Source organism: Rhizobium viscosum (assembly GCF_014873945.1).
Lineage (GTDB): Bacteria > Pseudomonadota > Alphaproteobacteria > Rhizobiales > Rhizobiaceae > Rhizobium > Rhizobium viscosum.
In genome coordinates this window covers 3,044,361-3,071,213 of sequence record NZ_JADBEC010000001.1, presented here as the reverse complement: position 1 = coordinate 3,071,213, position 26,853 = coordinate 3,044,361, and the positions used below count along the sequence as shown (strand labels likewise).

Annotated in this window: 26 protein-coding genes, 1 tRNA gene and 1 pseudogene; 14 read left to right on the top strand and 14 right to left on the bottom strand. The window is 58.7% G+C overall.

Features of this window, described 5'->3' with window-relative positions:
* Positions 1–42: 42 nt before the first annotated feature.
* The 3 genes from mmsB to chvE form a co-directional block, all read right to left on the bottom strand.
* Positions 43–1,251 (bottom strand): multiple monosaccharide ABC transporter permease, encoded by a 1,209-nt coding sequence (gene mmsB / locus H4W29_RS15035; protein WP_192729611.1) that lies wholly within the window; start codon positions 1,249–1,251, stop codon positions 43–45.
* The gene (gene mmsA, locus H4W29_RS15030) at positions 1,248–2,786 is read right to left on the bottom strand and encodes a multiple monosaccharide ABC transporter ATP-binding protein (protein WP_192729610.1); all 1,539 of its coding nucleotides are present in this window, start codon (positions 2,784–2,786) and stop codon (positions 1,248–1,250) included. The genes mmsB and mmsA overlap by 4 nt, the downstream gene beginning before the upstream one ends.
* A gap of 93 nt (positions 2,787–2,879) precedes the next feature.
* Positions 2,880–3,944, bottom strand: a complete 1,065-nt coding sequence (gene chvE / locus H4W29_RS15025) for a multiple monosaccharide ABC transporter substrate-binding protein (RefSeq protein WP_192729609.1) — start codon at positions 3,942–3,944, stop codon at positions 2,880–2,882.
* A gap of 270 nt (positions 3,945–4,214) precedes the next feature.
* Here chvE and H4W29_RS15020 point away from each other — a divergent pair, with 270 nt between their 5' ends.
* The 3 genes from H4W29_RS15020 to H4W29_RS15010 all read left to right on the top strand — a co-directional run bounded on the left by H4W29_RS15020 (position 4,215) and on the right by H4W29_RS15010 (position 6,914).
* Positions 4,215–5,234, top strand: a complete 1,020-nt coding sequence (locus H4W29_RS15020; RefSeq protein WP_192729608.1) for a LysR family transcriptional regulator — start codon at positions 4,215–4,217, stop codon at positions 5,232–5,234.
* Positions 5,235–5,305: 71 nt separating this feature from the next.
* Positions 5,306–5,761 carry a hypothetical protein gene (locus H4W29_RS15015; protein WP_192729607.1) on the top strand — a complete coding sequence of 152 codons (456 nt, stop codon included), beginning with the start codon at positions 5,306–5,308 and terminating at the stop codon, positions 5,759–5,761.
* A 262-nt stretch (positions 5,762–6,023) separates the two neighbouring features.
* Positions 6,024–6,914, top strand: a complete 891-nt coding sequence (locus H4W29_RS15010; RefSeq protein WP_192729606.1) for a Hint domain-containing protein — start codon at positions 6,024–6,026, stop codon at positions 6,912–6,914.
* 142 nt (positions 6,915–7,056) lie between these two features.
* Here H4W29_RS15010 and H4W29_RS15005 read toward each other — a convergent pair whose 3' ends face one another.
* The gene (locus H4W29_RS15005) at positions 7,057–7,326 is read right to left on the bottom strand and encodes a hypothetical protein (RefSeq protein ID WP_192729605.1); all 270 of its coding nucleotides are present in this window, start codon (positions 7,324–7,326) and stop codon (positions 7,057–7,059) included.
* A 176-nt stretch (positions 7,327–7,502) separates the two neighbouring features.
* Here H4W29_RS15005 and iolG point away from each other — a divergent pair, with 176 nt between their 5' ends.
* Positions 7,503–8,495, top strand: a complete 993-nt coding sequence (gene iolG / locus H4W29_RS15000; RefSeq protein ID WP_192729604.1) for an inositol 2-dehydrogenase — start codon at positions 7,503–7,505, stop codon at positions 8,493–8,495.
* A 168-nt stretch (positions 8,496–8,663) separates the two neighbouring features.
* Here iolG and H4W29_RS14995 read toward each other — a convergent pair whose 3' ends face one another.
* On the bottom strand, positions 8,664–9,887 hold the full coding sequence (locus H4W29_RS14995; RefSeq protein ID WP_192729603.1) for an ROK family transcriptional regulator: 1,224 nt from the start codon (positions 9,885–9,887) through the stop codon (positions 8,664–8,666).
* 227 nt (positions 9,888–10,114) lie between these two features.
* On the opposite strand from H4W29_RS14995, the gene xylF reads away from it, so the two are divergent.
* The 3 genes from xylF to H4W29_RS14980 all read left to right on the top strand — a co-directional run bounded on the left by xylF (position 10,115) and on the right by H4W29_RS14980 (position 13,514).
* Positions 10,115–11,155, top strand: coding sequence for a D-xylose ABC transporter substrate-binding protein (gene xylF / locus H4W29_RS14990; protein WP_192729602.1), 1,041 nt, complete (start codon positions 10,115–10,117; stop codon positions 11,153–11,155).
* Positions 11,156–11,406: 251 nt separating this feature from the next.
* Positions 11,407–12,717: a sugar ABC transporter permease gene (locus H4W29_RS14985; RefSeq protein ID WP_192729601.1), complete on the top strand. Its 1,311-nt coding sequence runs from the start codon at positions 11,407–11,409 to the stop codon at positions 12,715–12,717.
* 14 nt (positions 12,718–12,731) lie between these two features.
* Entirely contained in the window at positions 12,732–13,514 is a 783-nt protein-coding gene (locus H4W29_RS14980; protein WP_132653514.1) for an ATP-binding cassette domain-containing protein, read from the top strand.
* A 220-nt stretch (positions 13,515–13,734) separates the two neighbouring features.
* Here the strand turns inward: H4W29_RS14980 and H4W29_RS14975 are convergent, their stop codons facing one another.
* Complete coding sequence (locus H4W29_RS14975; protein WP_192729600.1) at positions 13,735–14,184, bottom strand: VOC family protein; 450 nt, start codon at positions 14,182–14,184, stop codon at positions 13,735–13,737.
* 51 nt (positions 14,185–14,235) lie between these two features.
* Between H4W29_RS14975 and H4W29_RS14970 the strand changes: the two genes are divergently transcribed.
* The 3 genes and pseudogenes from H4W29_RS14970 to H4W29_RS14960 all read left to right on the top strand — a co-directional run bounded on the left by H4W29_RS14970 (position 14,236) and on the right by H4W29_RS14960 (position 15,399).
* Positions 14,236–14,838, top strand: coding sequence for a TetR/AcrR family transcriptional regulator (locus H4W29_RS14970; RefSeq protein WP_192729599.1), 603 nt, complete (start codon positions 14,236–14,238; stop codon positions 14,836–14,838).
* A pseudogene (locus H4W29_RS14965) lies at positions 14,802–15,129 on the top strand (ATP-binding cassette domain-containing protein); the annotation flags it as partial. The gene H4W29_RS14970 and the pseudogene H4W29_RS14965, both read left to right, overlap by 37 nt.
* Positions 15,130–15,322: 193 nt before the next feature.
* Positions 15,323–15,399, top strand: a tRNA-Arg gene (locus H4W29_RS14960).
* 37 nt (positions 15,400–15,436) lie between these two features.
* Here H4W29_RS14960 and H4W29_RS14955 read toward each other — a convergent pair.
* The 7 genes from H4W29_RS14955 to H4W29_RS14925 form a co-directional block, all read right to left on the bottom strand.
* On the bottom strand, positions 15,437–16,624 hold the full coding sequence (locus H4W29_RS14955; RefSeq protein ID WP_376776556.1) for a helix-turn-helix domain-containing protein: 1,188 nt from the start codon (positions 16,622–16,624) through the stop codon (positions 15,437–15,439).
* A 229-nt stretch (positions 16,625–16,853) separates the two neighbouring features.
* On the bottom strand, positions 16,854–18,320 hold the full coding sequence (locus tag H4W29_RS14950) for a M12 family metallopeptidase (protein WP_192729598.1): 1,467 nt from the start codon (positions 18,318–18,320) through the stop codon (positions 16,854–16,856).
* A 675-nt stretch (positions 18,321–18,995) separates the two neighbouring features.
* The gene (locus H4W29_RS14945; protein ID WP_192729597.1) at positions 18,996–20,279 is read right to left on the bottom strand and encodes a phage exclusion protein Lit family protein; all 1,284 of its coding nucleotides are present in this window, start codon (positions 20,277–20,279) and stop codon (positions 18,996–18,998) included.
* On the bottom strand, positions 20,276–20,623 hold the full coding sequence (locus H4W29_RS14940) for a hypothetical protein (RefSeq protein WP_192729596.1): 348 nt from the start codon (positions 20,621–20,623) through the stop codon (positions 20,276–20,278). The genes H4W29_RS14945 and H4W29_RS14940 overlap by 4 nt, the downstream gene beginning before the upstream one ends.
* Before the next feature lie 500 nt (positions 20,624–21,123).
* Positions 21,124–22,296, bottom strand: coding sequence for a M14 family metallopeptidase (locus H4W29_RS14935; RefSeq protein WP_192729595.1), 1,173 nt, complete (start codon positions 22,294–22,296; stop codon positions 21,124–21,126).
* 405 nt (positions 22,297–22,701) lie between these two features.
* A complete protein-coding gene (locus H4W29_RS14930; RefSeq protein ID WP_192730747.1) occupies positions 22,702–23,097 on the bottom strand; it encodes a VOC family protein in 396 nt (131 codons plus the stop codon).
* A 64-nt stretch (positions 23,098–23,161) separates the two neighbouring features.
* Positions 23,162–23,596, bottom strand: a complete 435-nt coding sequence (locus H4W29_RS14925; protein ID WP_192729594.1) for a tautomerase family protein — start codon at positions 23,594–23,596, stop codon at positions 23,162–23,164.
* Between the two features lie 119 nt (positions 23,597–23,715).
* Between H4W29_RS14925 and H4W29_RS14920 the strand changes: the two genes are divergently transcribed.
* Positions 23,716–24,309, top strand: a complete 594-nt coding sequence (locus H4W29_RS14920; RefSeq protein ID WP_192729593.1) for a TetR/AcrR family transcriptional regulator — start codon at positions 23,716–23,718, stop codon at positions 24,307–24,309.
* 112 nt (positions 24,310–24,421) lie between these two features.
* Here H4W29_RS14920 and H4W29_RS14915 read toward each other — a convergent pair whose 3' ends face one another.
* A complete protein-coding gene (locus H4W29_RS14915; RefSeq protein ID WP_376776566.1) occupies positions 24,422–24,586 on the bottom strand; it encodes a hypothetical protein in 165 nt (54 codons plus the stop codon).
* 513 nt (positions 24,587–25,099) lie between these two features.
* Between H4W29_RS14915 and H4W29_RS14910 the strand changes: the two genes are divergently transcribed.
* The 3 genes from H4W29_RS14910 to H4W29_RS14900 all read left to right on the top strand — a co-directional run bounded on the left by H4W29_RS14910 (position 25,100) and on the right by H4W29_RS14900 (position 26,793).
* Complete coding sequence (locus tag H4W29_RS14910) at positions 25,100–25,348, top strand: type II toxin-antitoxin system ParD family antitoxin (RefSeq protein WP_192729592.1); 249 nt, start codon at positions 25,100–25,102, stop codon at positions 25,346–25,348.
* On the top strand, positions 25,345–25,584 hold the full coding sequence (locus H4W29_RS14905) for a type II toxin-antitoxin system RelE/ParE family toxin (RefSeq protein WP_246517186.1): 240 nt from the start codon (positions 25,345–25,347) through the stop codon (positions 25,582–25,584). Before H4W29_RS14910 ends, H4W29_RS14905 begins: the two co-directional genes overlap by 4 nt.
* 246 nt (positions 25,585–25,830) lie before the next feature.
* Positions 25,831–26,793 (top strand): hypothetical protein, encoded by a 963-nt coding sequence (locus H4W29_RS14900; protein ID WP_192729591.1) that lies wholly within the window; start codon positions 25,831–25,833, stop codon positions 26,791–26,793.
* Positions 26,794–26,853: the final 60 nt, after the last annotated feature.

Genomic DNA, 26,853 nt, shown 5'->3' with positions numbered 1-26,853 from the left:
TTCAGTTTTCATATGACTGCGATGCGGGGGTTGAGCCGAAGCTCAGCCCTTGTTCTTGTTATAGACGTCGAAGAAGACGGCAGCGAGAAGCACCGCACCCTTGACCATCTGCTGGAAGTCGATGCCGAGACCGACGATCGACATGCCGTTGTTCATGACGCCCATGATGAATGCGCCGATAACTGCACCGGTGATCTTGCCGACGCCGCCCGAAGCCGACGCACCGCCGATGAAGCAGGCTGCAATGACGTCAAGCTCGAAACCGACACCGGCCTTCGGCGTCGCCGAGTTCAGGCGCAGCGCAACGATCATGCCGGCGAGACCCGCAAGCACACCCATGTTGACGAAGGTGAAGAAGCTCAGGCGTTCGGTGTTGATACCGGAAAGCTTGGTCGCCTTCTCGTTACCGCCCATGGCGTAGATGCGGCGGCCGATCGTCGTGCGGCGCGTGACGAAGCTGTAGACGGCGATCAGCACCAGCATGACGATGAGAACGTTCGGCAGGCCCTTGTAGGTCGACAGCAGCCAGCCGAGCCAGACGATGGCGAGCGAGATGAGGAGGTTCTGGCCGATGAAGAAGCCCATCGGCTCGACGTCGATGCCATGGCTCTCATTGACCTTGCGGCGGCGCCAGGCGAGGTAGAAGAGGATGACCGGCATGATGACGGTCAGGATCAGCGAGGTGAGCTGGGTCGGAACACCGAAGATGTCGATCATGTCGCCCGGCAGAAAGCCAGTGCTGATGACCTGGAATTCCTTCGGGAACGGGCCGATGTTCTTGCCGCCGAGAACAGTGAGCGTCAGGCCGCGAAAAACCAGCATGCCGGCGAGCGTCACGATGAAGGACGGGATGCGGTGATAGGCGATGAAATAGCCCTGTGCCGCGCCGATGAAGCCGCCGATGATGAGACACAGAAGCCCGGCCAGCCAGAAATTCATGCCCCAGGAAACGGTGAAGATGGCCGCCAGCGCGCCGACGAAGGCAACGATGGAGCCGACCGACAGGTCGATATGCCCAGCAACGATCACCAGCAGCATGCCGAGCGCCATGATGATGATGAACGAGTTCTGCAGCACGAGGTTCGTCAGATTGACCGGCTTGAACAGGATGCCGCCAGTATAGAACTGGAAGAAGATCATGATTGCGACGAGCGCGATCAGCATGCCATATTCGCGGATGTTGCCGCGGATATAGTCGGCAATCGAAACGACGTTGCTTTCCTCTGATGTTGTCGGGTTGACAGGAGTCATTGTTTCTTCTCCCCTGAGCGCATGATAGCGCGCATGATGGTTTCCTGGCTTGCTTCTCCCTTCGGCAGTTCGGCGACGATGCGTCCTTCGTTCATCACGTAGATGCGGTCACATGTGCCAAGCAGTTCGGGCATTTCTGACGAGATCATCAGAACGCCTTTTCCATCGGCGGCAAGCTGGTTGATGATAGTATAGATTTCGTATTTTGCGCCAACGTCGATGCCACGTGTAGGCTCGTCCAGGATCAAAACATCGGGATCGGAGAACAGCCACTTCGACAGCACGACCTTTTGCTGGTTGCCGCCCGAGAGGTTGACCGTTTCCTGGAAGATGCCCGATGACCGGATGCGCAGCTTCGAGCGGTAATCCGTCGCGACTTTCATTTCCTTGATGTCGTCAATGACGGTGTTCTTCGAAATGCCGAGCAGATTGGCGAGCGTGGTGTTGTGCAGGATGTTGTCGTTCAGCACGAGGCCGAGATGTTTGCGGTCTTCCGTCACATAGGCGAGACCGGCGTCGATCGCCTTGCGAACCGTCGACGTATCGACCTTCTTGCCGTCGACGAAAACTTCGCCGCTGATCTTATGGCCGTAAGACTTGCCGAAAACGCTCATTGCGAACTCGGTACGACCGGCGCCCATCAGGCCGGCAATGCCGACGACTTCGCCCTTGCGGACATTCACGTTGATGTCATGCAGAACCTGGCGATCGCGATGCTGCTGATGGAAGGCGTTCCAGTTCCTGACTTCGAAGATCGTATCGCCCACCGGCACGGAGCGCGGCGGATAACGGTCGGCGAGGTCGCGGCCCACCATGTTCTTGATGATGATGTCTTCGCTGATCTCATCCGTATGACAGTCGAGCGTCTTGACGGTCATGCCGTCGCGCAGGACCGTGATCTGGTCGGCGACTTTGCGGATCTCGTTCAGCTTGTGCGAGATGATGATCGAGGTGATGCCCTGCCTGCGGAATTCCATCAGCAGGTTGAGGAGCGCGTCTGAGTCGCTTTCGTTCAGCGATGCCGTCGGCTCGTCGAGGATGAGCAGCTTGACGCTTTTCGACAGAGCCTTGGCGATCTCGACGAGCTGCTGCTTGCCGACGCCGATGTCGGTCACGAGCGTGTTCGGAGATTCGCGTAAGCCCACCTTGGCCAGAAGCTGCTTGGTGCGATTGTATGTCTCTTCCCAGCTGATGACGCCTTTCTTGGCGTTTTCATTGCCGAGGAAGATGTTTTCGCCGATCGACAGGAGCGGTACGAGCGCCAGTTCCTGATGGATGATGACGATGCCGATTTCTTCCGAATCCTTCAGAACCCTAAAATTGCGCACGTCGCCTTCATAGACGATCTCGCCTTCATAGCTTCCTGCCGGGTAGACGCCGGAGAGCACTTTCATCAGGGTCGACTTGCCGGCCCCGTTTTCGCCCACCAATGCGTGGATCTCACCCTGACGAACCTTGAGGTTCACATTCTCGAGCGCCTTCACGCCCGGGAACGTCTTGGTGATGTTCCGCATTTCGAGGATTGTATTGTCCATGACTAAAAACCCAACGCCGCGACCGAAAATGGCCCGACGATCATAGAATCGAAGACCGGAACCCGCAATCACGCGGGTCCCGGCCATTCATAATTACTTCAGCTGGTCTTCGGTGTAGTAACCGCCGTCGACGAGGATCTGCTTGTAGTTGGTCTTGTCGACGGCAACTGGCTTCAGCAGATAGGACGGAACGACCTTGACGCCGTTGTCGTAGGTCTTCGTGTCGTTGACTTCAGGCTCCTTGCCGGACATGACGGCGTCAACCATCTGAACGGTGACCTTTGCGAGGTCGCGCGTGTCCTTGAAGACCGTCGAATACTGTTCGCCGGCGATGATCGACTTGACAGACGGAACTTCGGCGTCCTGGCCGGAGACGACCGGCAACGGCTGGTCAGCCGAACCGTAGCCGACGCCCTTCAGCGACGAGATGATGCCGATCGACAGACCGTCATACGGAGACAGGACAGCGTCAACCTTGGCGTCGGTGTAGTTAGCCGAGAGCAGGTTGTCCATGCGGGCCTGGGCCGTTGCCGGGTCCCAACGCAGCGTGCCGACCTTGTCCATGCCGGTCTGGCCGGACTTCACGACGAGCTTGCCGCTATCGATGTAGGGCTGCAGGACAGACATTGCGCCGTCGTAGAAGAAGAAGGCGTTGTTGTCGTCAGGCGAGCCGCCGAAGAGTTCGATGTTGAACGGGCCCTTGCCGTCCTTGAGGCCGAGCTTGTCGACGATCGTGCCAGCCTGGAGAACGCCAACCTGGAAGTTGTCGAACGTGGCGTAGTAGTCGACGTTGGCAGAGTCGCGGATCAGGCGGTCATAAGCGATGACCTTGATGCCGGCGTCATGAGCCTTCTGAAGAACGTCCGAAAGGGTCGTGCCGTCGATCGAAGCGATGACGAGAACCTTGGCGCCCTTCGTGACCATGTTTTCGATCTGCGAAAGCTGGTTCGGAATATCGTCGTCAGCATACTGCAGGTCGGTCTGGTAACCAGCGGCCTGAAGCTGCTTGACGATGTTGTTGCCGTCGTCGATCCAGCGAGCCGAGGACTTCGTCGGCATTGCGATGCCAACCAGGCCCTTGTCCTGCGCCAGAGCAGGCATAACGAACGATGCGACGCCGAAGGCAGCCGCAGCCATCAATGAGATAATGGATTTCATTTCTCTCTCCCTTGTTAAAGATTCACGGACGAAAAATCGCCCGCCCCGAAACTGTGGCAGGTTCCGTATTGGATAGTTACTTCAGATGGTGAGAAACGAAGTAGGTCTCCTCCACGATCTCACACGTGTTGAGTGCCAACCAGCACACGGCGGCAAACTGGTATGGATTCCTATAACTGTCAAATAGAATAACTGGTAATGTGCATAACAATTTTGGTATATCGTTAAAAAGTATTACTTTTGATGGAGCGCGGTGGGGAGGCTGCAACCATGACGATCATCTCCGAGCCATTTTCGTTGGAGCATGTCGACATCAACAGCGATAATTTTGGCGATGACGGCTTTCTACGTGCGGGACTTAAGCTGAATCACCTGCGTATGATTGTCGCAATCGAAGATAGCGGGCAGATTTCGGCTGCCGCCGAAGTGCTGAACATATCGCAGCCGGCGGCCTCCCGAATGCTGTCCGATATGGAGTCGATTGTGAAGACTTCGCTCTATGAGCGGGTGGCCCGCGGCGTGGTGCTGACCACCTTCGGCGAAGCGCTCGCCAGGCGTGCGCGCAAGATCCTCCTGGAGCTCAGGGAAGCGAGCCGCGAGATCGGCGAATTGAAGAGCGGCAAGGGCGGTTCGGTCTTCATCGGCGCGGTCACCGCGCCCGCCATGAGCCTCGTCGTTCCTGCCATCAACACGGTGCGCAAGACCTTTCCCGGCATCGAGGTCAATATCCAGGTGGAGACCAGCAACGTGCTGGCGCGCGAACTTCTCGCCGCCCGCCACGACTTCATCATCAGCCGCATCCCCGATGACCTCAACCCGCGCCTTTTCGAGGTCCGCGAGATCGGGGTCGAGAAAGCCTGCCTCATCGTCCGCAGCCGCCATCCCCTCCTGAAGAAGAAGGTGCCAAGCACTCTCTCGGAGATCAAGGATTACGACTGGGTCTTCCAGCCGCCGGGCACGCTGCTGCGGCGCACGATAGAGGATATCTTCCTGTCGCGCGCCGTTCGGCTTCCGGAAAACATCGTCAACACCTCTTCGCTGCTGCTCACCTGCGCGATCATCTGCGAGACGGATGCCATTGCCCCCGTCGCCATCGATGTCGCCCAGTTTCTCGCCTCGCAGAGCTCGAACGCCTCCGATGTGCGCATCCTGCCGATCGATTTCGAGATCAACGTCAAGCCCTACAGCCTGATCACCGTCCGCGAGCGGGCGCTACCGCCAAGCGCCCGGCTTCTCTACGATCTCATTCTGGAAGAGAGCATCCGGCAGGCCGAGGGCAGCGTGGGATAAAATCCCACGCGGAAATCCAGCCCGGCGCCAACTTGGCGCCGTCTAATGCGCCGCTCGAAAAGGAAGGGCGCATGCTGTTCGGACAATCGATATTCCAATCCGTTCTCGAGCGGTTGAAAGAGGAAGACGCCGCAGAAGCGGAAGAGCCGGTTGCCCATCGCGTTTCCGGCTTCTCGACCGGCCTCGCCTTCGATGTGATGGAGGGGGTCTCGGCCGCCTCGCAGCGGGTTGGGCAAGCCTATTTCGAAAATCTCGGCCCCGAGCCTGTTGTCGGGCAGCCTCCCCCGCCGGCGCCAGAGCCTGTCATGCCCGATCATCTTGCCCGCATTGCGCCGGAAGAGATTGCTGCGGACCTGTCGATTTCATCTGCCGATACGCAACATACGCTGAATGAGAAACGGCGCACCTTCGCCAAGGCCAATCATCCCGACGGCGTAGCCCAGCCTTTCCGCGACAATGCCAACCGACGCATGATGATCGCCAATCTGCTCATCGACGAGGCGATGCGCCGCCTGCCGCGCGCCTGAAGCTTTTCCGCCCGGTTTGCGGGCTGTTTGCGCCGCTTTCCTCTGCCGGCTCAACCGGTGCTGATCGTATCCCGATTGAATATTTCGCGCCTGAGTAGCAGATAATTCTCCGGCTTTGGGGTACCGGCAACAGCATATTTCGGCATGCCAGCATATAGTGCCTACTCACTTTTCAGTAGGCCTCAACGCTATTTAGCGAAATTGAATGCGATACAACCCTTGATAACATAGGCCGGTGTTAATGTTATCGAAGGACACCAGCATGTCATCCACACAAGATCCTAAGCTGCCACGCAATACCGCACGCAGACATTTTCTAGGTGTTGCCGCTGCCGCCGGTGCCCGGCTTGCCGGGGCGGCGGCATTGGTGACGGCAATTTCCACCTCTCCCGCCAATGCGCTGGGGCGCCGTTGGGGGCGCGGCGGCTCGGGTGGACATGGAGGCTCCGGTGGACACGGCGGCTCCGGTGGGCACGGAGGCTCCGGTGGGCACGGAGGCTCTGGCGGCGGCCCGCAGTGCTTCCTGCGCGGGACGGCGATCCTCACGGATTGCGGTGAAAAGCCCGTCGAGGATCTGCGCATCGGCGATCGCATTGCCCTTTCGGACGGGAGCACCCGCCCGATCAGATGGGTCGGCCGCCAGGCCTTCAAGAAGAGCGGCACGCGCTGGCATGAAGGCGTCGTGCCGGTCCGGGTTTCCCGCCATGCGCTGGATAGCCGCACGCCGCATTCCGATCTCTACCTGTCGCCGGACCACGCGCTGCTTCTGAACGGCGTTCTGATCCGCGTGAAGCATCTCGTGAATGGTACGACCATTGCACCGGTCACGCCGGCCGACGACGTGCCGGTCGAATATTACGCCGTCCTGCTCGACACGCATGAAGTCATCCTCGCCGAAGGTGCCGCGGCCGAGAGCTTCCATCTCCTGGAGAACAACCACGAAGCCTTCTCCAATTTTGCGGAGTACAAGCGCCTCTATGGCGAGAAACCCACCGCGATGACGTCCTATGCGCCGGTACTGGGCGAGGAAGGCGGATGGAAGCACTTGAAGGCGCTTCTCCTGCTTGGCGCTTCGCCACTGGTGCCGATGCGCGATCCGTTCGGGGATGCCTGTGAAAGGATCGACGCCCAAGCCAGAGAGTTGTCGCTCTGATCAGCTGCCCGCCTTCCGCGCCGAATCGGAGGGCCGGAGAACGCGCGCCGCGCAAAACCGTGCAGCGGTTTTGCAGGCACGACATGCGTGAAACAAGGACCTGAAGCGTGGCGCGCATCGGAGAGATCGCGCCGCGCTTTCCTTATTCGGCCTTCTTCTCTTCTTCTGCTGCCGGCTTGTCTCCCTCTTCCTCATCATCGGGTGTGACGACTGCTGCCGTTTCCGGCGGCTTCGGATCGAAGGTCCAGATCAGCACATAGAAGGAATAGGCGCCGGCGCCGCCCGCAAGCACGCCCCAGAAGGGGTCTCCGCCGATAAATTCGAAGATCGCCCATCCGAAACAGACCACGACGATGAGGACACGAACCCAAAGGTGTCGGTAGGTCGGATGGTTGGGATCGATCAGCTGCATCTCTGTCTCATCGTTGTGATATCGCCGCCTCACTGTCGTGAGAACCTACTTGTCTTTAGGATGGATTTCACAAATGTGAAAGACCCGCGGGCTTGACGCGGCGATTGGAAAATGGAATGAAAATTCCAAACTTATATCAATTCGGTTTATTTGTTCCGAATATAGGGAGGCAGTAAATGACAGTGAGATTTGGTCTTCTCGGCGCCGGCCGCATCGGCAAGGTCCATGCAAAGGCCGTCAGCGGCGATGCCAATGCAAAGCTCGTAGCCGTCGCCGACGCCTTCCCGCAGGCAGCCGAAGCGATCGCGTCCGCCTATGGCTGCGACGTGCGCACCATTGAAGCAATTGAAGCCGCCAAGGATATCGACGCCGTCGTCATCTGCACGCCGACGGATACGCATGCCGACCTGATCGAGCGTTTCGCCCGCGCCGGCAAGGCGATCTTCTGCGAAAAGCCTGTTGACTTGGATGTTGCGCGCGTAAAAGCCTGCATCAAGGTCGTGGAAGAAACCGGCGCCAAGCTGATGGTCGGCTTCAACCGCCGCTTCGACCCGCATTTCATGGCTGTCCGCAAGGTCATCGACGACGGCAAGATCGGCGATGTCGAGATGGTGACGATCACCTCGCGCGATCCCGGCGCCCCGCCGGTCGATTACATCAAGCGTTCGGGCGGCATCTTCCGCGACATGACGATCCACGATTTCGACATGGCCCGCTTCCTGCTCGGCGAAGAGCCGGTCTCGGTCGTCGCAACAGCTGCCGTGCTCGTCGACAAGGCGATCGGCGAAGCCGGAGATTACGACAGCGTTTCCGTCATCCTGCAGACCGCCTCCGGCAAGCAGGCCATCATCTCCAACTCGCGCCGCGCCACCTATGGCTACGACCAGCGCATCGAGGCCCACGGCTCCAAGGGTGTCGTCTCGGCCGAGAACCAGCGCCCGGTCTCGATCGAGGTCGCCAACGGCGAAGGCTATACCCGCCCGCCGCTGCACGACTTCTTCATGACCCGCTACACCGAAGCCTATGCCAACGAAATCGCCAGCTTCATCTCCGCGATCGAAAAGGGCTCGAAGATTTCGCCCTCCGGCGCTGACGGCCTGGCCGCTCTCGCGCTCGCGGATGCTGCCGTCCAGTCCGTCAAGGAAGGCAAGCTCATCAAGATCGGCTGACCGCCCTCTCCCGACGGTCGCCACAATGAGAAATGGCCGGGTGAAAACCCGGCCATTTCTCGTTTGATGAGATGCGTGGGTGGGCCGAAAAAAGACCCCTCCCCACGAGGAAAAGGGAGAGTGCGACGGTGCCTGTCCCTTCTCCCCACTGGGGCGAAGGGGGAACCATTAATCCCCGCCCTGCACACCCGCCGCGACGATATCCTCATCGATGACGGCCAGCGCCCGATTCAGATGTCCTTCGAAGACGAGAATCTGCTCGTCCGCGACGACCCTGAGTTCCGGCATGCCCTCCATGCGCACGACATGGGATTGGCCGAGCCCCTCCTCGATCCCCTGCCGCAGCAGATCATAGTAGCGCGTCCCCGGCCCGGTGATCGCGATCGGCATGCGCTCCGTCAGGCTCAGCATGCGCGACAGGCCGTTGCCGAGTGCGAGCCCCGCCTGCCGGAAGGCAAAACCCGAGATGCGGTGGCCCTGCCGCGCCCTTGCCGCGATCTTGTCGAGCTCGGCCACCGGCACGAATTTTGCCGGGATCGTATCGAGCGGCACTTCGAAGGCGGTGCGCAGGATGGCATAGAAGCCGGCATGGGCCTCGATGCAGCCGCGCGTGCCGCAGCGGCAAAGCCCGCCATTGGCCATGTGCAGCATATGGCCGAAATTGGGCGCGGAGACGTCATGCCCGCCATGGCTCGTCCGCCGCACGATTCCAAGCCCGATGCTGTGGCCGAGCGAAAGGGCCGCCAGCGAGCGGAAATCGCCGCCCTTCACATTCTCCTCGCGCGCGCCGAGAGCGGCAGCGACCAGCAGCGTCTCGTTGTCGAGAATGACCTTCGCCTTCCAGTCCGGCTTGAGCGCCAGTTCGAAATCGATCTGGTCGCTGCCGAAGATCGGCGACCAGACGAGGACCGGTTCGGAGGAATTGACCAACCCCTTGCTGCTGATCGAAATGAGCAGCACCTTCTCCCGCTCGATCCGCGAGCGCGACAGGATACGCTCAAGCCCTGCCCGCACCCCGTTCACGAATCGGGCTGCCCCATCCGGATCATGCGACCTTTCCTCGCTGAAGCGGTCGATCAGCTTGCCCGAGTAATCGACGAGCGAATATTGCACGGCATCCGAGGATATGATGACGACGATGAGATAGCCGCAGTCGCGCCGCTGGCGCAAAAGCACGCGCGGGCGCCCTCGCCCGCTCGCCGCCTGCTGCTCGGATTTTTCGATCACCTGCGCCTTTTCGAGATCGGCCGTGATCGCAGAAACGGTCGCGGAGGAAAGCCGCGTGAAATCGGATATTTCAGTGTGAGCAAGTGGCCCATGGCGGCGGAGAGTGGCGAGCACGAGCACGCTGTTTCTCTGCCGTACGAGCTCCGTGCTCGACTTGGTCAGCATCTATCGCCGCCTCTTCCCCGTTCGTTCCGCCCTTCACTTGCCACAGCATCTCCGGGGCCTTTCGTCAAAGGAAATTAAGCCGGTAGTGCGGTGTTGACAGTTGAAAAAATCTCTGACACTAAATTTCTCGACTGTCGAGAAAAAAATCCGAACCTTTCTGGACAGGCTTTCGCGGTGGCCGGAGGAGCAATGGCTGGGCCGGCTGCAATTCACTCGGGAGGACATTTATGAAGTCTATTTACAAGCTGATGGCGGGTGCTGCCATCCTCGTTTCGCTGCAGTCGGCTGCCATGGCTGCAGACCTCGTCGTTGGCGTTTCCTGGTCGAATTTCCAGGAAGAACGCTGGAAGACCGACGAAGCCGCCATCAAGAAGGCTCTGGAAGCCAAGGGCGCAAAGTACATTTCCGCTGACGCTCAGTCGTCGGCTGCAAAGCAGCTCACCGACGTCGAGTCGCTGATCTCGCAGGGCGCAAACGCACTCATCATTCTCGCTCAGGACTCCGACGCAATCGGCCCGGCTGTTGAAAAGGCCGCCAGCGAAGGTATCCCGGTCGTCGGTTACGACCGCCTGATCGAAAACCCGTCTGCCTTCTACATCACCTTCGACAACAAGGAAGTCGGCCGCCTGCAGGCTCAGGGCGTCTTCAAGGCAAAGCCGGAAGGTAACTACGTCTTCATCAAGGGCTCGTCTTCCGATCCGAACGCCGACTTCCTCTTCTCGGGCCAGATGGAAGTCCTGAAGGCCGCAATCGATGCCGGCAAGATCAAGAATGTCGGCGAAGCCTATACCGACGGCTGGCTGCCGCAGAACGCTCAGCGCAACATGGAGCAGTTCCTGACCGCCAACAACAACAAGGTTGACGCTGTCGTTGCTTCGAACGACGGCACGGCCGGTGGCGCCGTCGCCGCTCTTGATGCACAGGGCATGGCCGGCTCCGTTCCGGTTTCCGGCCAGGACGCCGACAAGGCTGCTCTCAACCGCATCGCTCTCGGCACGCAGACGGTTTCCGTCTGGAAGGACAGCCGTGAACTCGGCAAGCGCGCTGCCGAAGTCGCTCTCGATCTCGCCGGCGGCACCGCGCTCGACAAGGTTGCAGGCGTACAGACCTTCGAAGGCGGCCCGAAGAAGGTGAAGATGCAGTCGATCTTCCTGACCCCGCTCGCCATCACCAAGGACAACCTGAACGTCGTCATCGACGCAGGCTGGATCTCCAAGGCTGAAGCCTGCCAGGGCGTCAAGGCCGGCTCCGTCAAGGCTTGCGACTAATCCTCGCCTGACGATCTGAAATACCGGCGCCGCAGCGGCCCTCCGCTGCGGCGCCGGATGCGGATGAAGCCCGCTCGATGGCGCTTCTCCGTTCTCGCGCACATCGCGGATGCTTTGATTCCCTGCCAGAATAGTGCCGTTGTGATCGGCTATTTTCGGAAGCGTCCCGGTGGTCACATCTAGAACAGGGCGATCGTCGGCCGGCCCATCAGGCAGGCCCGCGCCCAAACAATGGGGGAAACGGCAAACCCATGGCAGATATCACCCAATCGACCTCATCCGGCCCACGCACGGCAGTTGAAGGCCCCTTCACGCGCTTCCTCAGGGCAACGGAAATAGACACCCGCCTTCTCGGCATGATCGCCGCGCTGCTGGTCATCTGGATCGGCTTCCATTTCTATACCGGCGGCCTGTTCCTCACACCCCGAAACCTCTGGAACCTCTCGGTCCAGACGACCGAAATCGCGGTTCTGGCAACCGGCATGGTGCTGGTCATCGTCACCAGAAACATCGACCTGTCGATCGGCTCGATCCTCGGCTTCGTCGCCATGATCATGGGCGTGGTCCAGGCGAAGTTCCTGCCGCAATATCTCGGCTTCGACAATTCCTTCACCTGGGTGATCACGCTCATCGCCGGCCTCCTCGTCGGCTCGGCCATCGGCCTGCTCCAGGGCGTCATCATCGCCTTTCTCGGCGTACCATCCTTCATCGTCACGCTCGGCGGCTTCCTCGCCTGGCGCGGCCTTGCCTGGTACGTCACGAGCGGCCAGACGGTCGCCCCCCTCGACACCACCTTCCGCATCATGGGCGGCGGTGCCGAAGGCGCGATCGGCGCCACCTGGAGCTGGATCATCGGTGCAGTCGCCTGCGCGCTGATCGTCGTCTCGATCATCGGCGCACGCCACCAGCGCCGGCGCTTCAACTTCCCGCGCCGCCCGCTCTGGGCCGAATATGTCCTCGGCGTCCTCGGCTGTGTCATGGTGCTCGGCGCGATCTGGGTGTCGACGATCTATTACTGGCCGCCGGCAATCGCCAAGCGCTATGCCGAGGCCAATAACATCACCATGCCGGAAGGCGGCCTGATGATCCCCTACGGCATCGCCGTGCCGGTGCTGATCGCCATCCTCGTCGGCATCGTCATGACCTTCATCGCCACGCGCCTGCGCTTCGGCCGCTATGTCTTCGCGATCGGCGGCAACCCGGAAGCAGCCGAACTCGCCGGCATCAAGACCCGCTGGGTCACGGTGCGCATCTTCGCGCTGATGGGCTTCCTTGCAGCGGTGGCCGCCGCGATCTCCACGGCGCGCCTCAACGCCGCCGCCAACTCGCAGGGCACGACCTACGAGCTTTATACGATCGCAGCAGCCGTCATCGGCGGCACGTCTCTGGCAGGCGGCACCGGCACCATTGCCGGCGCCATGCTCGGCGCGCTCGTCATGCAGTCGCTTCAGTCGGGCATGGGCCTCGCCAATGTCGATACGCCCATCCAGAACGTCGTCGTCGGCGCGGTGCTCGTCATTGCCGTCTGGCTCGACACTGTCTATCGCTCCCGTGCGAAGTAAGAGGAGTACGAACCATGGCTGAACAACGCACTCCCCTTGTCGAACTGAAGAACATCTCGATCTCCTTCGGCGGTATCCACGCAGTCGACAATGCCTCGGTCGATCTCTATCCCGGCGAAGTCGTGGCCCTTCTCGGCCATAACGGCGCCGGCAAGTCGACGCTGATCAAGATCCTCTCCGGCGCCTACAAGCGTGACGCGGGCGAGATCCTGATCAATGGCGAACCGGCCGACATCCGCAATCCGCGCGATGCCAAGAAGTTCGGCATCGAGACGATCTACCAGACGCTCGCCGTCGCCGATAATGTCGACGCCGCCGCCAACCTCTATCTCGGCCGCGAGCTGAAGACCCGCTGGGGCACGCTCGACGACGTCGCGATGGAGGCCTCCGCCCGCGAGGTGATGGGCCGCCTGAACCCCAACTTCAAGCGCTTCAAGGAGCCGGTGAAAGCCCTCTCCGGCGGCCAGCGCCAGTCGGTCGCCATTGCCCGCGCCATCCTGTTCAACGCCCGCATCCTGATTATGGACGAGCCGACGGCAGCCCTCGGTCCGCAGGAAACGGCGCAGGTCGGCGAGCTCATCAAGCAGCTGAAGAAGGAAGGCATCGGCATCTTCCTGATCAGCCACGACATCCACGACGTCTTCGACCTCGCGGATCGTGTCTCGGTGATGAAAAACGGCCAGGTCGTCGGCCACGCCCGCACCGAAGATGTCACCAAGGACGAAGTCCTCGGCATGATCATCCTCGGCAAGGTGCCCCCCAAAGCCATCCCCGGCCCCGGCGCCATGCAGGTTTGATTGTACTGTAATATCCGATGCAGAAACTCCGCCGCCCCCTGGGGCTGGCGGAGTTTTTATATCATTCTCCGGGCTGACGGGTAAGAATACCCGCCAAACGGCAAGCGTCGGTAATTCTGCAAATTTCGCGATTGAAGCCAGCCGCAAGCTAAGAACCACGCATCGGACAGGCGTTGAAGGCACGCTCAGCCTCGTCGAGCGCTTCAACGGCTTGCGGCACTCACGCCGACATGTCGTCGTTCCAGCGGCGCTGCATCTCCTCAGGCGTGACCTGCTCGATGGTTTGCGACAGCATCCAGCGATGACCGAAGGGATCAAGCACCTGCGCCACCCGCTCGCCAAAACTCTGGTCGGTCGCCGGGCGCAACATCGTCGCCCCGGCCGACAGCGCCTGCGCCAGTGCTGCGTCGGTCGACACCGTGTCCATGTGGAAGGTCACCGGAGAGCCTCCGACGGTATCGGGAGACAGGGCGCCGAAGTCCGGATACTCGTCTGCCAACATCATCAGCGTCTCTCCGAAACGCAGCTCGGCATGGCCGATCCGCCCGTCCGAAGGATCGGTCATGCGGAAGACTTCCGTGGCGCCGAAAGCCTCCTTGTAGAAGTCGATGGCCCGTGCCGCATCCTTGACGATGAAGTAGGTGCTCACTTTTCGGGCAAAACTCGGCATGGATGATCCTCCTTGACTGGGTCTTTCATTAACGTTACGTATCGTAAAGATATGAGTCAAGAGAGTAACGCAACACCGAAGAAACGAGGGCGGCCGCCAAGCGCTGCCGCGCAGAGGCGTGCCTTGGAGGCCGCCCATGAAATCCTGATGGCCGAAGGTTTTGGCCGCATGACGATCGAAGCTGTGGCGGCGCGGTCCGGTGTCGGCAAGCCGACGATCTACCGCTCCTGGGCCAACGCCCAGGAGCTGGCGATGGCCGCCCTTCTGGTCAACCGGCTACCGGAAGCGGAGGTCGGAGGCGGCACGGCGCAGACGGCTCTCGGCGCGCAGATGAGCGGACTGGTGACTGCCTTTGCGAGCACGCGCGGGCGGCAGATCACCATGGCACTCGCGGCCGCCGACCCGGAAAGCGAATTCACCAAGGCCTTCCGCAATCAGGTGATCCTGTCGAGCCGCAACGCGGGTCGTGTCATCCTGGAGGAGGCTCTGGCTCGGGGAGAGATCGTTCCGCCGCTTGATATGGAGGCGCTGCTCGACATGATCTACGGACCGGTCTTCTTCCGGCTACTGGTCGGCCATCGCCCGGTCTCGCCGGAATTCGGCGATGCGATCGTCAGGACCGCGTTGCGGGCCGTTGCACCGTCGGGGGCGTGATGGGCCGCCTGAACCCCAACTTCAAGCGCTTCAAGGAGCCGATCAAGGCCCTCTCCGGCGGTCAGGGCCAGTCCGTCGCCATCGCCCGCGCCATCCTGTTCAACGCCCGCATCCTCATCATGGACGAGCCGACGGCGGCGCTTGGCCCCCAGGAAACGGCGCAGGTCGGCGAGCTCATCAAGCAGCTGAAAAAGGAAGGCATCGGTATCTTCCTCATCAGCCACGACGTCTTCCACCTCGCCGACCGCGCCCCCCAAGGCCATCCCCGGCCCCGGCGCCATGCAAGTTTGATCGGTCGCTACGCCCGACAAGCAAACTCCGCCGCCCGAAAGGACCGGCGGAGTTTTCATTTCGGCAACAGTGTGCAGCCGAAATCGCATTAAAAGCCAAGCCGCGGAAATTCCGTCAACTTCGCGATTGAAGCAGAGCCAAAGCTAGGCTAAGAACCACCCATCGGACGACGATGAATCAATCGTCAAGGCATGCACCCGTAGCTCAGCTGGATAGAGTGTTGGATTCCGATTCCAAAGGTCACAGGTTCGAATCCTGTCGGGTGCGCCATTTTTCTCTGGTCCATTCTGGACACATAGGTTACAGTTTATACCGGAGACATGGGTAACACTTTTGGCCCGAAGGGGTTTTGGAGTGGTTCGAGCCTGCATGTCTCATCATCGAAGTATCCCAAATCATAGTCCATGAAGCTAGCCAGCCAGATATGGTCCTCGACCTGTTTGATGCCGACGGTCTGACCGGCAAAGACGAGGCTGAGATTGATCTTCTTGCGGTCGAAACAGATGCGTCCGCATGTGGTGACGGTGACGGCCTTGTCGTGAAACGGATAATCGAGGTCAGGCAGGCCAGTATAGCTGCGCGGTGACGCCGCGTAGCACTCGGCCGGGCAATGCATGTCGAGCGCCTGGTGCGGCCGCTCATTGTTGAAGCAGTCGATGAAGTCGTCGAACTTTGCCTGCTGCTGAAGGAAGTTGGCGGCGGCTGGCTTGGTGGTCTCCAGCTTCAGAGTGAGGTGCATGCGCTCATGGCGCCCGTTCTGCTGCGGGCAGCCCGGTTTGATGCGCTCGATGTCGATGCCCAGGCGCAGCCACCAGACCGACAGCTTGCTGAGGTTGAACAGCGCGTTGGGGCTTGCGAAAGGAACCCCGTTGTCGGTGCGAATGGCGTTGGGCAGGCCAAACTCTTTGAATACGCTTTCGAATACGGTGAAGGCATAGGCTTCCTTGGTGGTCGAGAGCGCTTCGCAGGCGATCAGATAGCGACTGGCAAAGTCGGTGATCGTCAGCGGATAGCAATAGCGCCGGTCGGCGAGCATGAACTCGCCCTTGTAGTCGGCACACCACAGCTCGTTGGGCCGACAGGAGTGGGAAAGCGCTGTCCCCGTCGCCTTGTTGCGTCGCCGCTTGCGGCGCTCGACCATGTCGTGCCGGTCGAGAACCGCATGCACCGTCGAGATCGCCGGCCTGTGCACATCCGGGTACAGCCGGGCCAACCGTTCGCGTATCTTCGGCGCACCCCAAGTCGGCTTGTCCTGCTTCAGGCGCACAATCAGCTTCTCGATTTGAAACGGAAGCTGATTGGCATGGCGGTAAGGCCGGCGCGATCGATCCGTCAGCCCTTCCAGGCCGCTGTCGTTGTAGCGTGTGAGGATCTTGTAACCCGTCTTGCGCGAGATATCGAACTCCCGGCAAAGCACGGCCATCTTCTCGCCGTCCAGCAGCCGGGCGATGAACTTCAGCCGCTCTTCCATGACGTTACACTCCTTCCAAGGCACCTTGCTCTCCTTGCAAAGGGCCGAAAGTGTAACCCATCTAGCCGGAATGAACTGTCACCCATCTCTCAGGAAGGGCATCTCACCCCGGAATAAAGCTGGGCACGGATAAGGAGAGTATCCTTCACCTCATCAGAGGGTTTCCCACAACGTTGACGTTGTTCATTGCCGTGATCACCACGCTGACTGATCTCACGGCATGAGGACCGCCGCGTGCGCCATCAGGCGCGCGTCAATGCCAGCGCATCTTTCGATACTTCGTAATCTCCTCGACCGTCTCGCCGGTGAGTTGATAATCAGGGTTTAACGAGCGTTCCCACCGGGCGAGCGAATAGATTCCGGCGCGGACCCGCATCAACTTCGTTTCGAAGTTTCGATCGAGATAGTTAAGCTGATAGAAATTACCGAGATTCTCCGTGACATCGTCTGCCAAGAGATCATCCTGCTCCAACTCCTTCATGATGTCGTTGAAATAAACCACCCGGCCGGATTTCCAATCCGGGATATTGTCGCGATCTTCATAAGAGCCTGCCGAAAATTTATTTACATTCGTGCAGGCGGCGGCGACCGATACCATTGGACATCCGCATTTGACCCAGAGCTCGTGTAGGGTCTCTGCGCCGAGCCGGCCGCAGGAGAAGTCATCGTGATCCCACCAGGACGTCATATAGGTTTTCTTGATGCGAACGCATTTGTTCCTTTCGTAGTTTGGCGGCAAGGCCGACATATATCCACACCAGTTCTCGTAGGGCTCCTCGACCTTCTTGTACTGCGTACCCCCCATGACTTCGCAATAGGGAGCGCAAATCGCCTGAAAAACCGACGGCTCGTAATTAACGATGCCGCAGGCGCTCAACTGCTCCTTCACTAGAACCGCTTGGAGGTTTGAAGCATAGGCTTTCCGGACGCCGTCATAGTCGAGTTGCGTTATCGCTGCGCCGCCGACCTCATCGAGTGCACATGCCTTCGGCACGATCGTCTGGAGATCCGGCCTCCGCAGCGAGCAGTTAATTTCATCCCTCGCAAAGCTACAATTAAAGTAGTGCATGATAGAGGCGTAGTCGTATTGGGTGCTGATCGCGACGTCCGGCCAGATATTGAATTGTGGCATCTGGCCGCTTCTGACGTTCCCTTCTACGATGAAGACGAAGGCGTCGCGATCCGGCCTCTGATGTTCATGAATCAAGCCGATTGCATGCCCAATCTCGTGTTGCAAAACATAAGCTTGCGACCAGTGCGTCTGATAAACCCAGAGGCTTTGCGCCCCTCCTTGGCGTCCGACCCACGAACAGCTTACAAATGGACCTGAGCATTGGTCGCCCGTGTGTTCTCTCACGAATATGTAGTCCCGCTCGGACGCACGTTCCTTGCACGTCAAAGGCGTTCCGATCGTCCACGCGCTGCACGCCGCGACAAAATTGGCCCGCTTTTCTCCCGACAATGCAGTATCGAAGCTATAGACAATGACTCCGTTCGACCAAAGATTGCCAGGAAACGCCGCTAAAAACGACGGATCCGCTCCGAAGATCATGTCGCCGACGACGACCTCCCCATTCTTCGCGGTTGCCAATATCTCTGGAGTAATAATGTTTGTGAGTTTTGTTCCACGCTTTAACAGAACCGAAGCGCTGACCGCCGGTGCAAGCAGCGACGCCACCAGCATCACCAAACACAATCTTTTCAGCATCCTTAGAAGCATCAAATCCTCCAGGCGCAGTCTCTGTCACTATCGATCTTACTGGATGTACTATCATCTATCTTAAGCGACGTATTATCAAGATGAAATTACAACCTATACCCGCGAACGTCGTTATCCGGGGTAGACTTCATGTCTTCGATGAACTTGGCTAGCGATGGCAGATGCGTGAAGATGTGCACTTATCCGAATGCCCGGGTTCCCCAATTGAGTTTCGTTAGGGAGAGCTTCCTAAAAGTGGTATGGCAAGATTTTTGAGACGGGCAGGTTGTCGGATCGAAGATTTCCCACCGATATTCAGAACCTAACCGATGTCGCGCAGCGAAATCGCCGCCGCCATTGACCAGTGAGCGAGTTATTTCGGGATTCTGAAAGCATGGTGCTGCGGCACCACGCATCACTCACCCAACAAAACGGGGACGCAGGCAACATCCTGTTTATAAAGCGGCATGACAAATCTTAGAAATCATAAGGCGCACAGAATAAATTAGCGGTGCCGAGCTTCATCCTGTCTGGTGCGCCATTTCTCTACACTCCGGAACAAAACTGGGCACTCAGGTTCCGATTTGACACAAGCCGCGACCGCGACGAATACATCGCGCTGAGATTAGAAGGATTTATGTTCAGCGCTCACTTCTTGCCTCGCGCCTGTTCTTAAATACGTTGCATTAACCTCCTTCATGCGAAAGCCGCAGCATATCTTTGAAGAGCACGCTTGGTTGAATAATCTTCAATTGTCCGCATCCGGTTAACAACATCCGCAGTAAGCGCGAGCGCACGCAAAACAAACGCCCTGTGCCCTTCGTCGCTCTCCATCTTGAGTTGTTCTTCTGCCGAACGCCTCAATTCAGCTAGGTGGTGGATGATTTTTATCGGACTCCCGATAAATAGCCAGCGCGCGATCTCCTGCCAAAACTGTTCTTTTTTGTCGTTAGATAGATCGCCCTCGCAATATTGATTGAACAGGTTGTTAATTGGAGAGGGCAATAACTGCTTCTCTTCGATCGAGGCCAGAACTGAGAGCAGAGACTGCGCGATGGCATCAGAAAAGCGCACCGCCTCTGGGTTAGGTTCAGCAAACGGCCGGGCTAGATTCAGATTGCCATCTGAGAAAACGGGCACGTATCCTGAGCGACTACCAGCGGTGAAAGCGACCCTTAGTCTATATAATCTCTCGTATGCGTTCGGATGCGCATGGGGACTGTCGAAGGCATCCCGATACCTTGTATATCTCTCAAACAAGCCGAGAAGCCCGAAAAATAACGATGGTCCGCCGAACTCCATTCCAGCGAATTTCGTCCCCTCAGGACGACGCATAAGCGCATGAAGACGGCCAGCCAGGTCGTCCGCTTGATGTTCCTGTCCAATAGAGAATGTTGCAATTTGCAAGTCTACTCTTTTGTCTCGCAGGAGATGGACATCGCCGCGATCATGACGAAGGACAATGTGGGCGAATTCGTGCAAAATGAGGAATTGAATTGCGTCGGCCACAAGCGCTTCAACGAATGGTGATCTGCGCGAAGATGGAGCTAAGCCATTGCCTAGTGGAAATCCCACTTCGAGAAATGCTGCGATGCGCTCGCTGACGCGCTCTGCGGCAGCCGCATCGTGATGACCTAGTAGCAGCGGCTCATCATCAACTTCATCTCCGTACCCAAATATATCGAATGCGATAACGTTTAGCGCAGTGACAAGGCCAGCATTCACTGCGATTACATATGAATCTGGTGTATCTGGGTGCTTATACCATGTAGCAGTCATGGACGGTTCGTTTACCAGTCCTATCTCAATTCGCGCCCCCAATTCACTATCGTTGAGAAACATCCGCCCAGCATTTGTAATAACTTCTTGGCCGAAGTCCCACGTACCTTCATAACTACGCAAGCGAAACACATCCTCCGGCACGATGTTTTTGAATGCGCTCCTCTGCGTCTGGAAATGTGCCAGGAATGATGCAGTCATTGTCGGACCATGGGACATAGCACCTTCAATCCCATTCGCGCCGCCAACACAGCGAGCGTCCCGACGGCATTTGGAAGAGCGAAATGCCCCGTGATCAATTCCGCTATCGCGCTCGCGAGCGCATAAACATCGTCTTTCTCAACAAACGAAACAATTATTGACGACCCACAAACACGATCCCGGATTTGCGGAAGCATCTCATTGAAGTAGTTGTAGCCTCTTCTTTCGGCCTCCTCTGGATCGCCAGGAGCGGCATGGCCTCCGACCACAGCTTCTCCCAAGTCTCGATAAAGTTCTGATTCGGAAAGCTCAAGAAGTCGTTGCGGTATGCCTAATTCCGACATCGCTCGCCTCAAAAATAGCGTTCGCAAATTTTATACATCTATTTTATACAACTAGAGAGTAATTTTTACAAATTACGTTATACATCGTAGGCTACGGTGACAGTACATCCAATGGAAATGCGCGAAGGTGCATTACGGAAACAGTGCTCTTAGTTCCTACAGTTCGGGCTGGCTCAAGCGGGGCGGCAAATTTTCTTTAGAAATTATATAGCACAAACAATGATGTACCGGTGCCCACTTTCATCCTCTCCGGCGCGCTATTTTTATCCTTTTGATTTTTCTAGAATGTTGTTCTTGTCCCGGAACAAAACTGGGCACTGATTGTGGATTTGTCTGAATGCGACCGTTGCGTCATCGCTGGCGCCACGTCCGCAACGGGTGGAAATAAGGTTATTCGCTGAGCGTCGACGGGAATGCCGTCATGCTCCGCAAGCGATGGCATCTCGGCCGAACAGCGTCCGGCCGCTGCTTCTCGCAGATAACCCGCGGACAGCGGTGCCCTATTCCGGATAGTCTTCAGCCCCGCTCGGCGGCGTCCGGTTGAAGAGAATGAAGGCGATCACGTTGCCGGGCTCCGACGTGGCGTCGCTCCGCAGACCGCCAATCTTGCCATCGACCTGGCTGGTATATTCCGCAACGATCTCGCCGAACATGTTGCGCTGGATTGCGATTTTCTGGCCGGGGTTGACCGCGTCCGTAAGCTTTACGAGATGTTCGACAATGCCGCCTGCGGTCGCAAGAACCGGGAAGAGGCTGTTGCCCACGAAAATCCCCATATCGCGTCCGGTGCGTCCGATCGGCCCCTCGATGATGCCGTGCAGCTTGAGCACGTTCATCGTGCCCTCCACAAAGAGAGGGATCATTGTCAGATCAAGGCGCCGGCCATTGCCGATCTCGGGCGTGAAGGCCGGAATACCCACCTGAAAGAGGGCGTCCGTAAGAAGACCGGGATAACCGGCGTTGTCGAAGATCTGGTCGATCGGGAAGAGTTCCGCCATGGCCCTGATCTCTGGCACGTCCATCTTCGCCAGGTGAAACGCCGGGGCATCGATGCCGGTAAAGCCGGTATGAAAATCAAGGACATAGTCCGAGTTCGGACGGATCAGCCGATTGAACAGAAGACCGGCATGGCGCGCCGGAGCGCTCGGCCCGTTCTCGTCGCCCGGCCAGACACGATTGAGGTCGATCAGGTCTGCACCGCGACCGGAGTTCGGCCAGCGCCGGCCCATGTTTTCGATCGCAGGGCGGGACACATCGAAGACCGCCATGACGGTGCCGCCCATCACGGCCGGGTCGAGCCCATCGATGATGGTCTGGACGGCGTGGATGGAGCTCATCTCGTCGCCGTGGACACCGCTCACCAGCGTGACGCGCTTGCCCGGCTTCGCTCCCCGCAGGACGGCGACCGACACAAGCCAGGGCTGGCCCGAGGGGCCTTCGACGCCGCGGAAGTAGAGGCGATGGAGCTTCCCCGGCTCAAGGTCGGCAACACCGAGCGTGCTGACGACCGGCTTTCCGTCCACGGTATCGCCCGTGTAGATTGTTCCTCCCGGCAACTTGGCCGTCGCGGTTTGTGCCGCAGCATGATCCGAAGCAAGAGCAATCGACGCCGCAGCGCCGCCGACGGCTGCGAGCATGAAATCGCGACGATCGAGGCTTGACTCATCTGTCATGGCGAGGTCTTCCGGACGATACATCGACGGTATCCATTTAGCATAACGCTTCAAATGGGTTCTGCACACAGCTTTGTGCCGGGGGAAGGTGCCTTCTCCCGAAGGTCTCTTCGGGTTCGAACCGTGATTTCTCTGCACGCCGCTATTGGGTCCGCACGCGGCGTACAGCATACCGACGCTTGGAAATTGATAGCAGTAACAATGACATAACGGTGCCCGGTTTCATCTCCACCGGTGCGCCACCTACTTCCATATCCTAGCCGGAATTGCTGACATCTGGTCCCGCCATGACGTCCCGTTGCCGCAGTCTCGATCAGACGCAGCCTTTCATCCCTCTCTCCGGGCTTGAGAGAAATCGCCCTCGCCTCAATTGCTGACTGGCATCTGGTGGCTTGCCAGTTCGGCTCAGGCGAGACAGTCCAGCATCCACTGGACCCCAAATTTGTCGGTCAGCTTGCCGTAGAAACTTCCCCATGGCTGTGTCGCCAGAGGCGTTGTCACGCGCCCTCCTGCTGCCAGCTTGCTGAACAGCTCCCGGGTCCTTGCGCGATCGTCCAGGATGAGGATGTGAGATGAGCCGCGCATCGGCTCCGCGTCATGATTGTCGGACGCAAAAAACAGCACTCCAGGTCCCTCGAAGCGCGCATGCATAACCTTGCCCGCCATCGCTTCGTCCGGGAGTGGAATATCCAGGTCGCCATGGCGCATCAGCACTGTCACCTGGCCAAGCCCGCACTCGGTGTAAAAAGAAAGCGCCGCTTCGCACTGGGTCGTGAAGAACAGGTAATTGGCAAGCTGCATCATGATTTCTCCGTTCTGACGCGGGCTGGATGCATCTACATCCGGCCCGCGCGTTTGGTCCCGCTCAGGCGTTGTCCGGGGCAGCGGATCTGGCGATAGATTCACCGAGATCGGCATTGGCATAGCTCTTCCCGGCGATGCCCCAGGCGCCATCCGGCGCATAGACAATATTCGACCAGATATGCTCGCGCCGGATTCTGCCGCCTGCCGCCTTTTCCACGACATCGGTCGCTTTTTCGATGAAGGCGCGCTTCGCCTCCGCGGTCGCCAGCGCGACCTCAGGCAGTTTCAGTTCCACGAAGGCGGCATCGACAGGCTTGCCCGCCGCCAGGACATGGCCGGCCGGCAGCGTGTGTATGGACCCGACGACGTTGGCCGTCATGAAAGCGTTTCCACTGAGTTGGGACACGTCCAGAAGCGCGGCGGTCAGGCCGGCAAAGGCTTCCGCCTGGGCCGCAGGCGACAGGATCCCTTCCGGGATAGTGAGTGTGATCGGCATGGTCCTCTCCTTGTTTTGGAATGCGATGCACGGCATATATACCGAATGCTCTCTATGCATACAGACCGATCACTCTCTATGCAAGCGATAAAGAGTGATCACTCTTAAAGGAATTCGACATGCGCTACAGCGCTGAGCACAAGAAGCAGACACTGGCGAAAGTCATCAGCGCCGCCGGACAGGTGTTTCGCAAAGAAGGTTATGGCGGCGCGGGTATCGACGCGCTGACGAAGGCGGCAGGTGTGACCAATGGTGCCTTCTACGGGCACTTCAAGACCAAGGGTGAAGCCTTTCGCACGGCCTTGCTTGCGGGGATGGATGAACTCTTGCAGGGAATTGCGGCGCTGAAGACCGAACAGGCCGGCGGCTGGCTGAAAGCCTTTGTCAGCTACTATCTCGGCTACAAGCGAATCTGTGATCTCGGAGATAGCTGCGCGTTGCCGACACTTTCGGCCGACGTCATGCGATCGGATGAGGAGACTCGGCTTGCCTATACCAAAGAGCTTGGACGCCTGGCGGCCGAAATTGCCGACGGACTGCCGGAAGAGGCGCCAGACGGGTCACCGGGCGCTTCACCGGAAGACCGGGCACTTCTATTGCTTGCCCTTCTGACCGGAGGCGTCACGCTGGCGCGCGCCGTCAACGATCCCGCTCTGTCGGAAAAGATTGCCAGGCTGGTCGAGGCCGAGGCCGTGCGCAAGGCCGGCAGCTGAGGAGAAGCAGTCGACAGATCGCGAGTGAAGCCTGCCCACGGGAAGGGCTCGCGAAGCCGGCCTGCGTGAGATACCAAGAAAACTGGCGGAACACGCAGGATTCAAACGCCGCTTAATGGCCGGCTATGGCGTAGACATAGTTCTCATCATCGAAGCATCCCGGATCGTAATCCATAAAGCTGGTAAGCCAGATACGGTCTTCGACCAGTTTGATGCCGACGGCCTGACCGGCGAAGACCAGACTGAGATTGATCTTCTTCCGCTTGTAGCAGAGCATCCGTATGTTGTGACAGTGACTGTCTGGTCGTGGAACGGGTAGCGGCGACCTGGCAGATCAATACCTGCAGGATAGCGCGTTGGTCGGCCTGAAGCCTTGGCTGCACGCCGGGTTCCTCGAATGCCCAGGCTGATACTGGAAATCGGCGCTATTTGAGCTTCGGTGCATCGTGCACGATGAGGCCAGGGTCGCCAAGCCGATAACCAAGCCAGCGATCATAAGTGTCCGAAGTCTGCTCATCACGGTCGCCTTCCAGCGGTAGCTCGAAATATAGAATTCATGGCATCTCCTGTAGTGTCAACGGCGAGCGAGAAGACCCGGAGCAGGCCGATCGAAAGCCGAATTGAAGACGACTGACGCCGAGCGATTGATGCTAGCGGACCGCACAGCCGGCTTTAGTCGGACTAGGGCTTCACGTTATGGGTTCGCCGCTCGCAATCATCGCTATCATCTTTCATACAATTGCCAATGCTTGCCAAACCATGCCATCCTACCCGGCACGAGGTGATCGATATGGCAACCATGAACGTGTCCCTGCCCGACCCCATGAAGGAATGGGTGGAAGCCCAGACCAAGACGGGGCGCTATAGCAACGCAAGCGATTATGTCCGCGATCTGATCCGCCGCGATCAGGAGCGTGCTGACAAGCTGGCGGAGCTGCAGCGGCTTGTTACCGAAGGTCTTGAGAGTGGCGTCAGCGACCGCTCGAAGGAAGACATTCTCCAGGCCGCGCGTGAACGGTTGGCCGCCAGCCGGGCATGAAATACCGCACGACGTTTAAAGCTGACCGGGATATCATCGATATCTACGTTCTTGGCGCCGAACAGTTCGGTGTGGCGCAGTCCGAACGATATGTCGATGAGTTATTTAGGACGTTCGAATTGCTTGCCGATAATCCGCAAATGGCGCGGGAGCGCCGGGAGCTGAAACCACCCATGCGGCTTCATCCCTATCAGGCCCATATGATTGCCTACACCACCGGGAGCGAGACATTCTGATAGTTCGCATCCTGCACGGTCGGCAGGATTGGCAAGGTCTTTTCAGCTAGAAGCCGGCAGGAATGCTATGTCCCTGGCCACGCTCCGATACCACTGGCGATGCCCCGCCGAGTAGGCCGATGTTTCGGTTGGATATCGATCCCGCTCATCTTGCCGTTGCCTGTTCCAGCCGCTACACAATCCGGGGTTTTAGGAACGGGGACGGGTATGCGGTCTGCAATCGCAGCAATAGCAATGATGGCTTTCATGCCGACGGTCGTGTTGGCTCAGGCATTCGATTGGCCAGCTCAACTGGGAAAATCTCAATCTGCTCTTGAGACGACACTCCGCCAGGCCGGGCGTTGCACCACGGACGGATTCACGATTCCAGTCACGGTGGTCAAGATGGACACCTATCTCTCTGATAACCTCTTTGATCCGGTCGTTACGTCGGGCGGCGTGTTCGTACCCGTAAACGGCGAGCAGGACACCAGGAGCGACTACGATGACAAGCGGACGTTTTCGTCGAACAAGGTCACTTCGATCCGATGCACTATAGGACGCGAAGCGTCCGTGCAGGCCTATGCGTTCGAGGATCGCATCGTTCGAATCAAGCTGACCTTCGATCGCTGCCAGGCCCGGGAGATGCAGGAAGACAAGTTCCTCACCATGATCACGGGCAACGCCAGGAAGCCAATCATGGTGGAGAAATGCGACGGCACTGACCTGGCAGAGAAAGACTTCGATACCGCTCTCTACCAGGCGATCAAGGCGCGCAACACTTACGGGTACAATCGACAGGGCAATCCGGGCATGCTCGATTTCGAATGGTCGAAAAATATGTCGGGCGAATTCGAGATCGCTGAATTCCGGGTCATGTGGGATATCGGTTGTTTTTCCGGTACCCGCTACGAGGTCGGTCGTAAGATCCTGCCCGACGACAGGAGGTTTCGCTGCCTGATTGACGTAGACAACAAGGATCCGGCGCGATGGTCGGCTACAGCGATGTATGAGATTTTACGTCCCGGCGTGTTTGTCGACACAGTGGAACGCAGGCTCGCTGCAATGCGAGTGTTCGTAGACATGCCCGCTGAACGCTCCGCAGCCCTGGCGATCCGACCGGAATTGCAAACGATGATCGACGGCATCAAGGCCGGGATTGCCGCTCGAGCCACGGCTAAGCAAACCAAGGACAATGCGGTGTCCAACATTCTCGGCGGTGCGAACTGACCACAACGAAGCACAGAGGGTTCTCATGTGATCGTTGACACGGCGCTTCGGCCCCGTTGA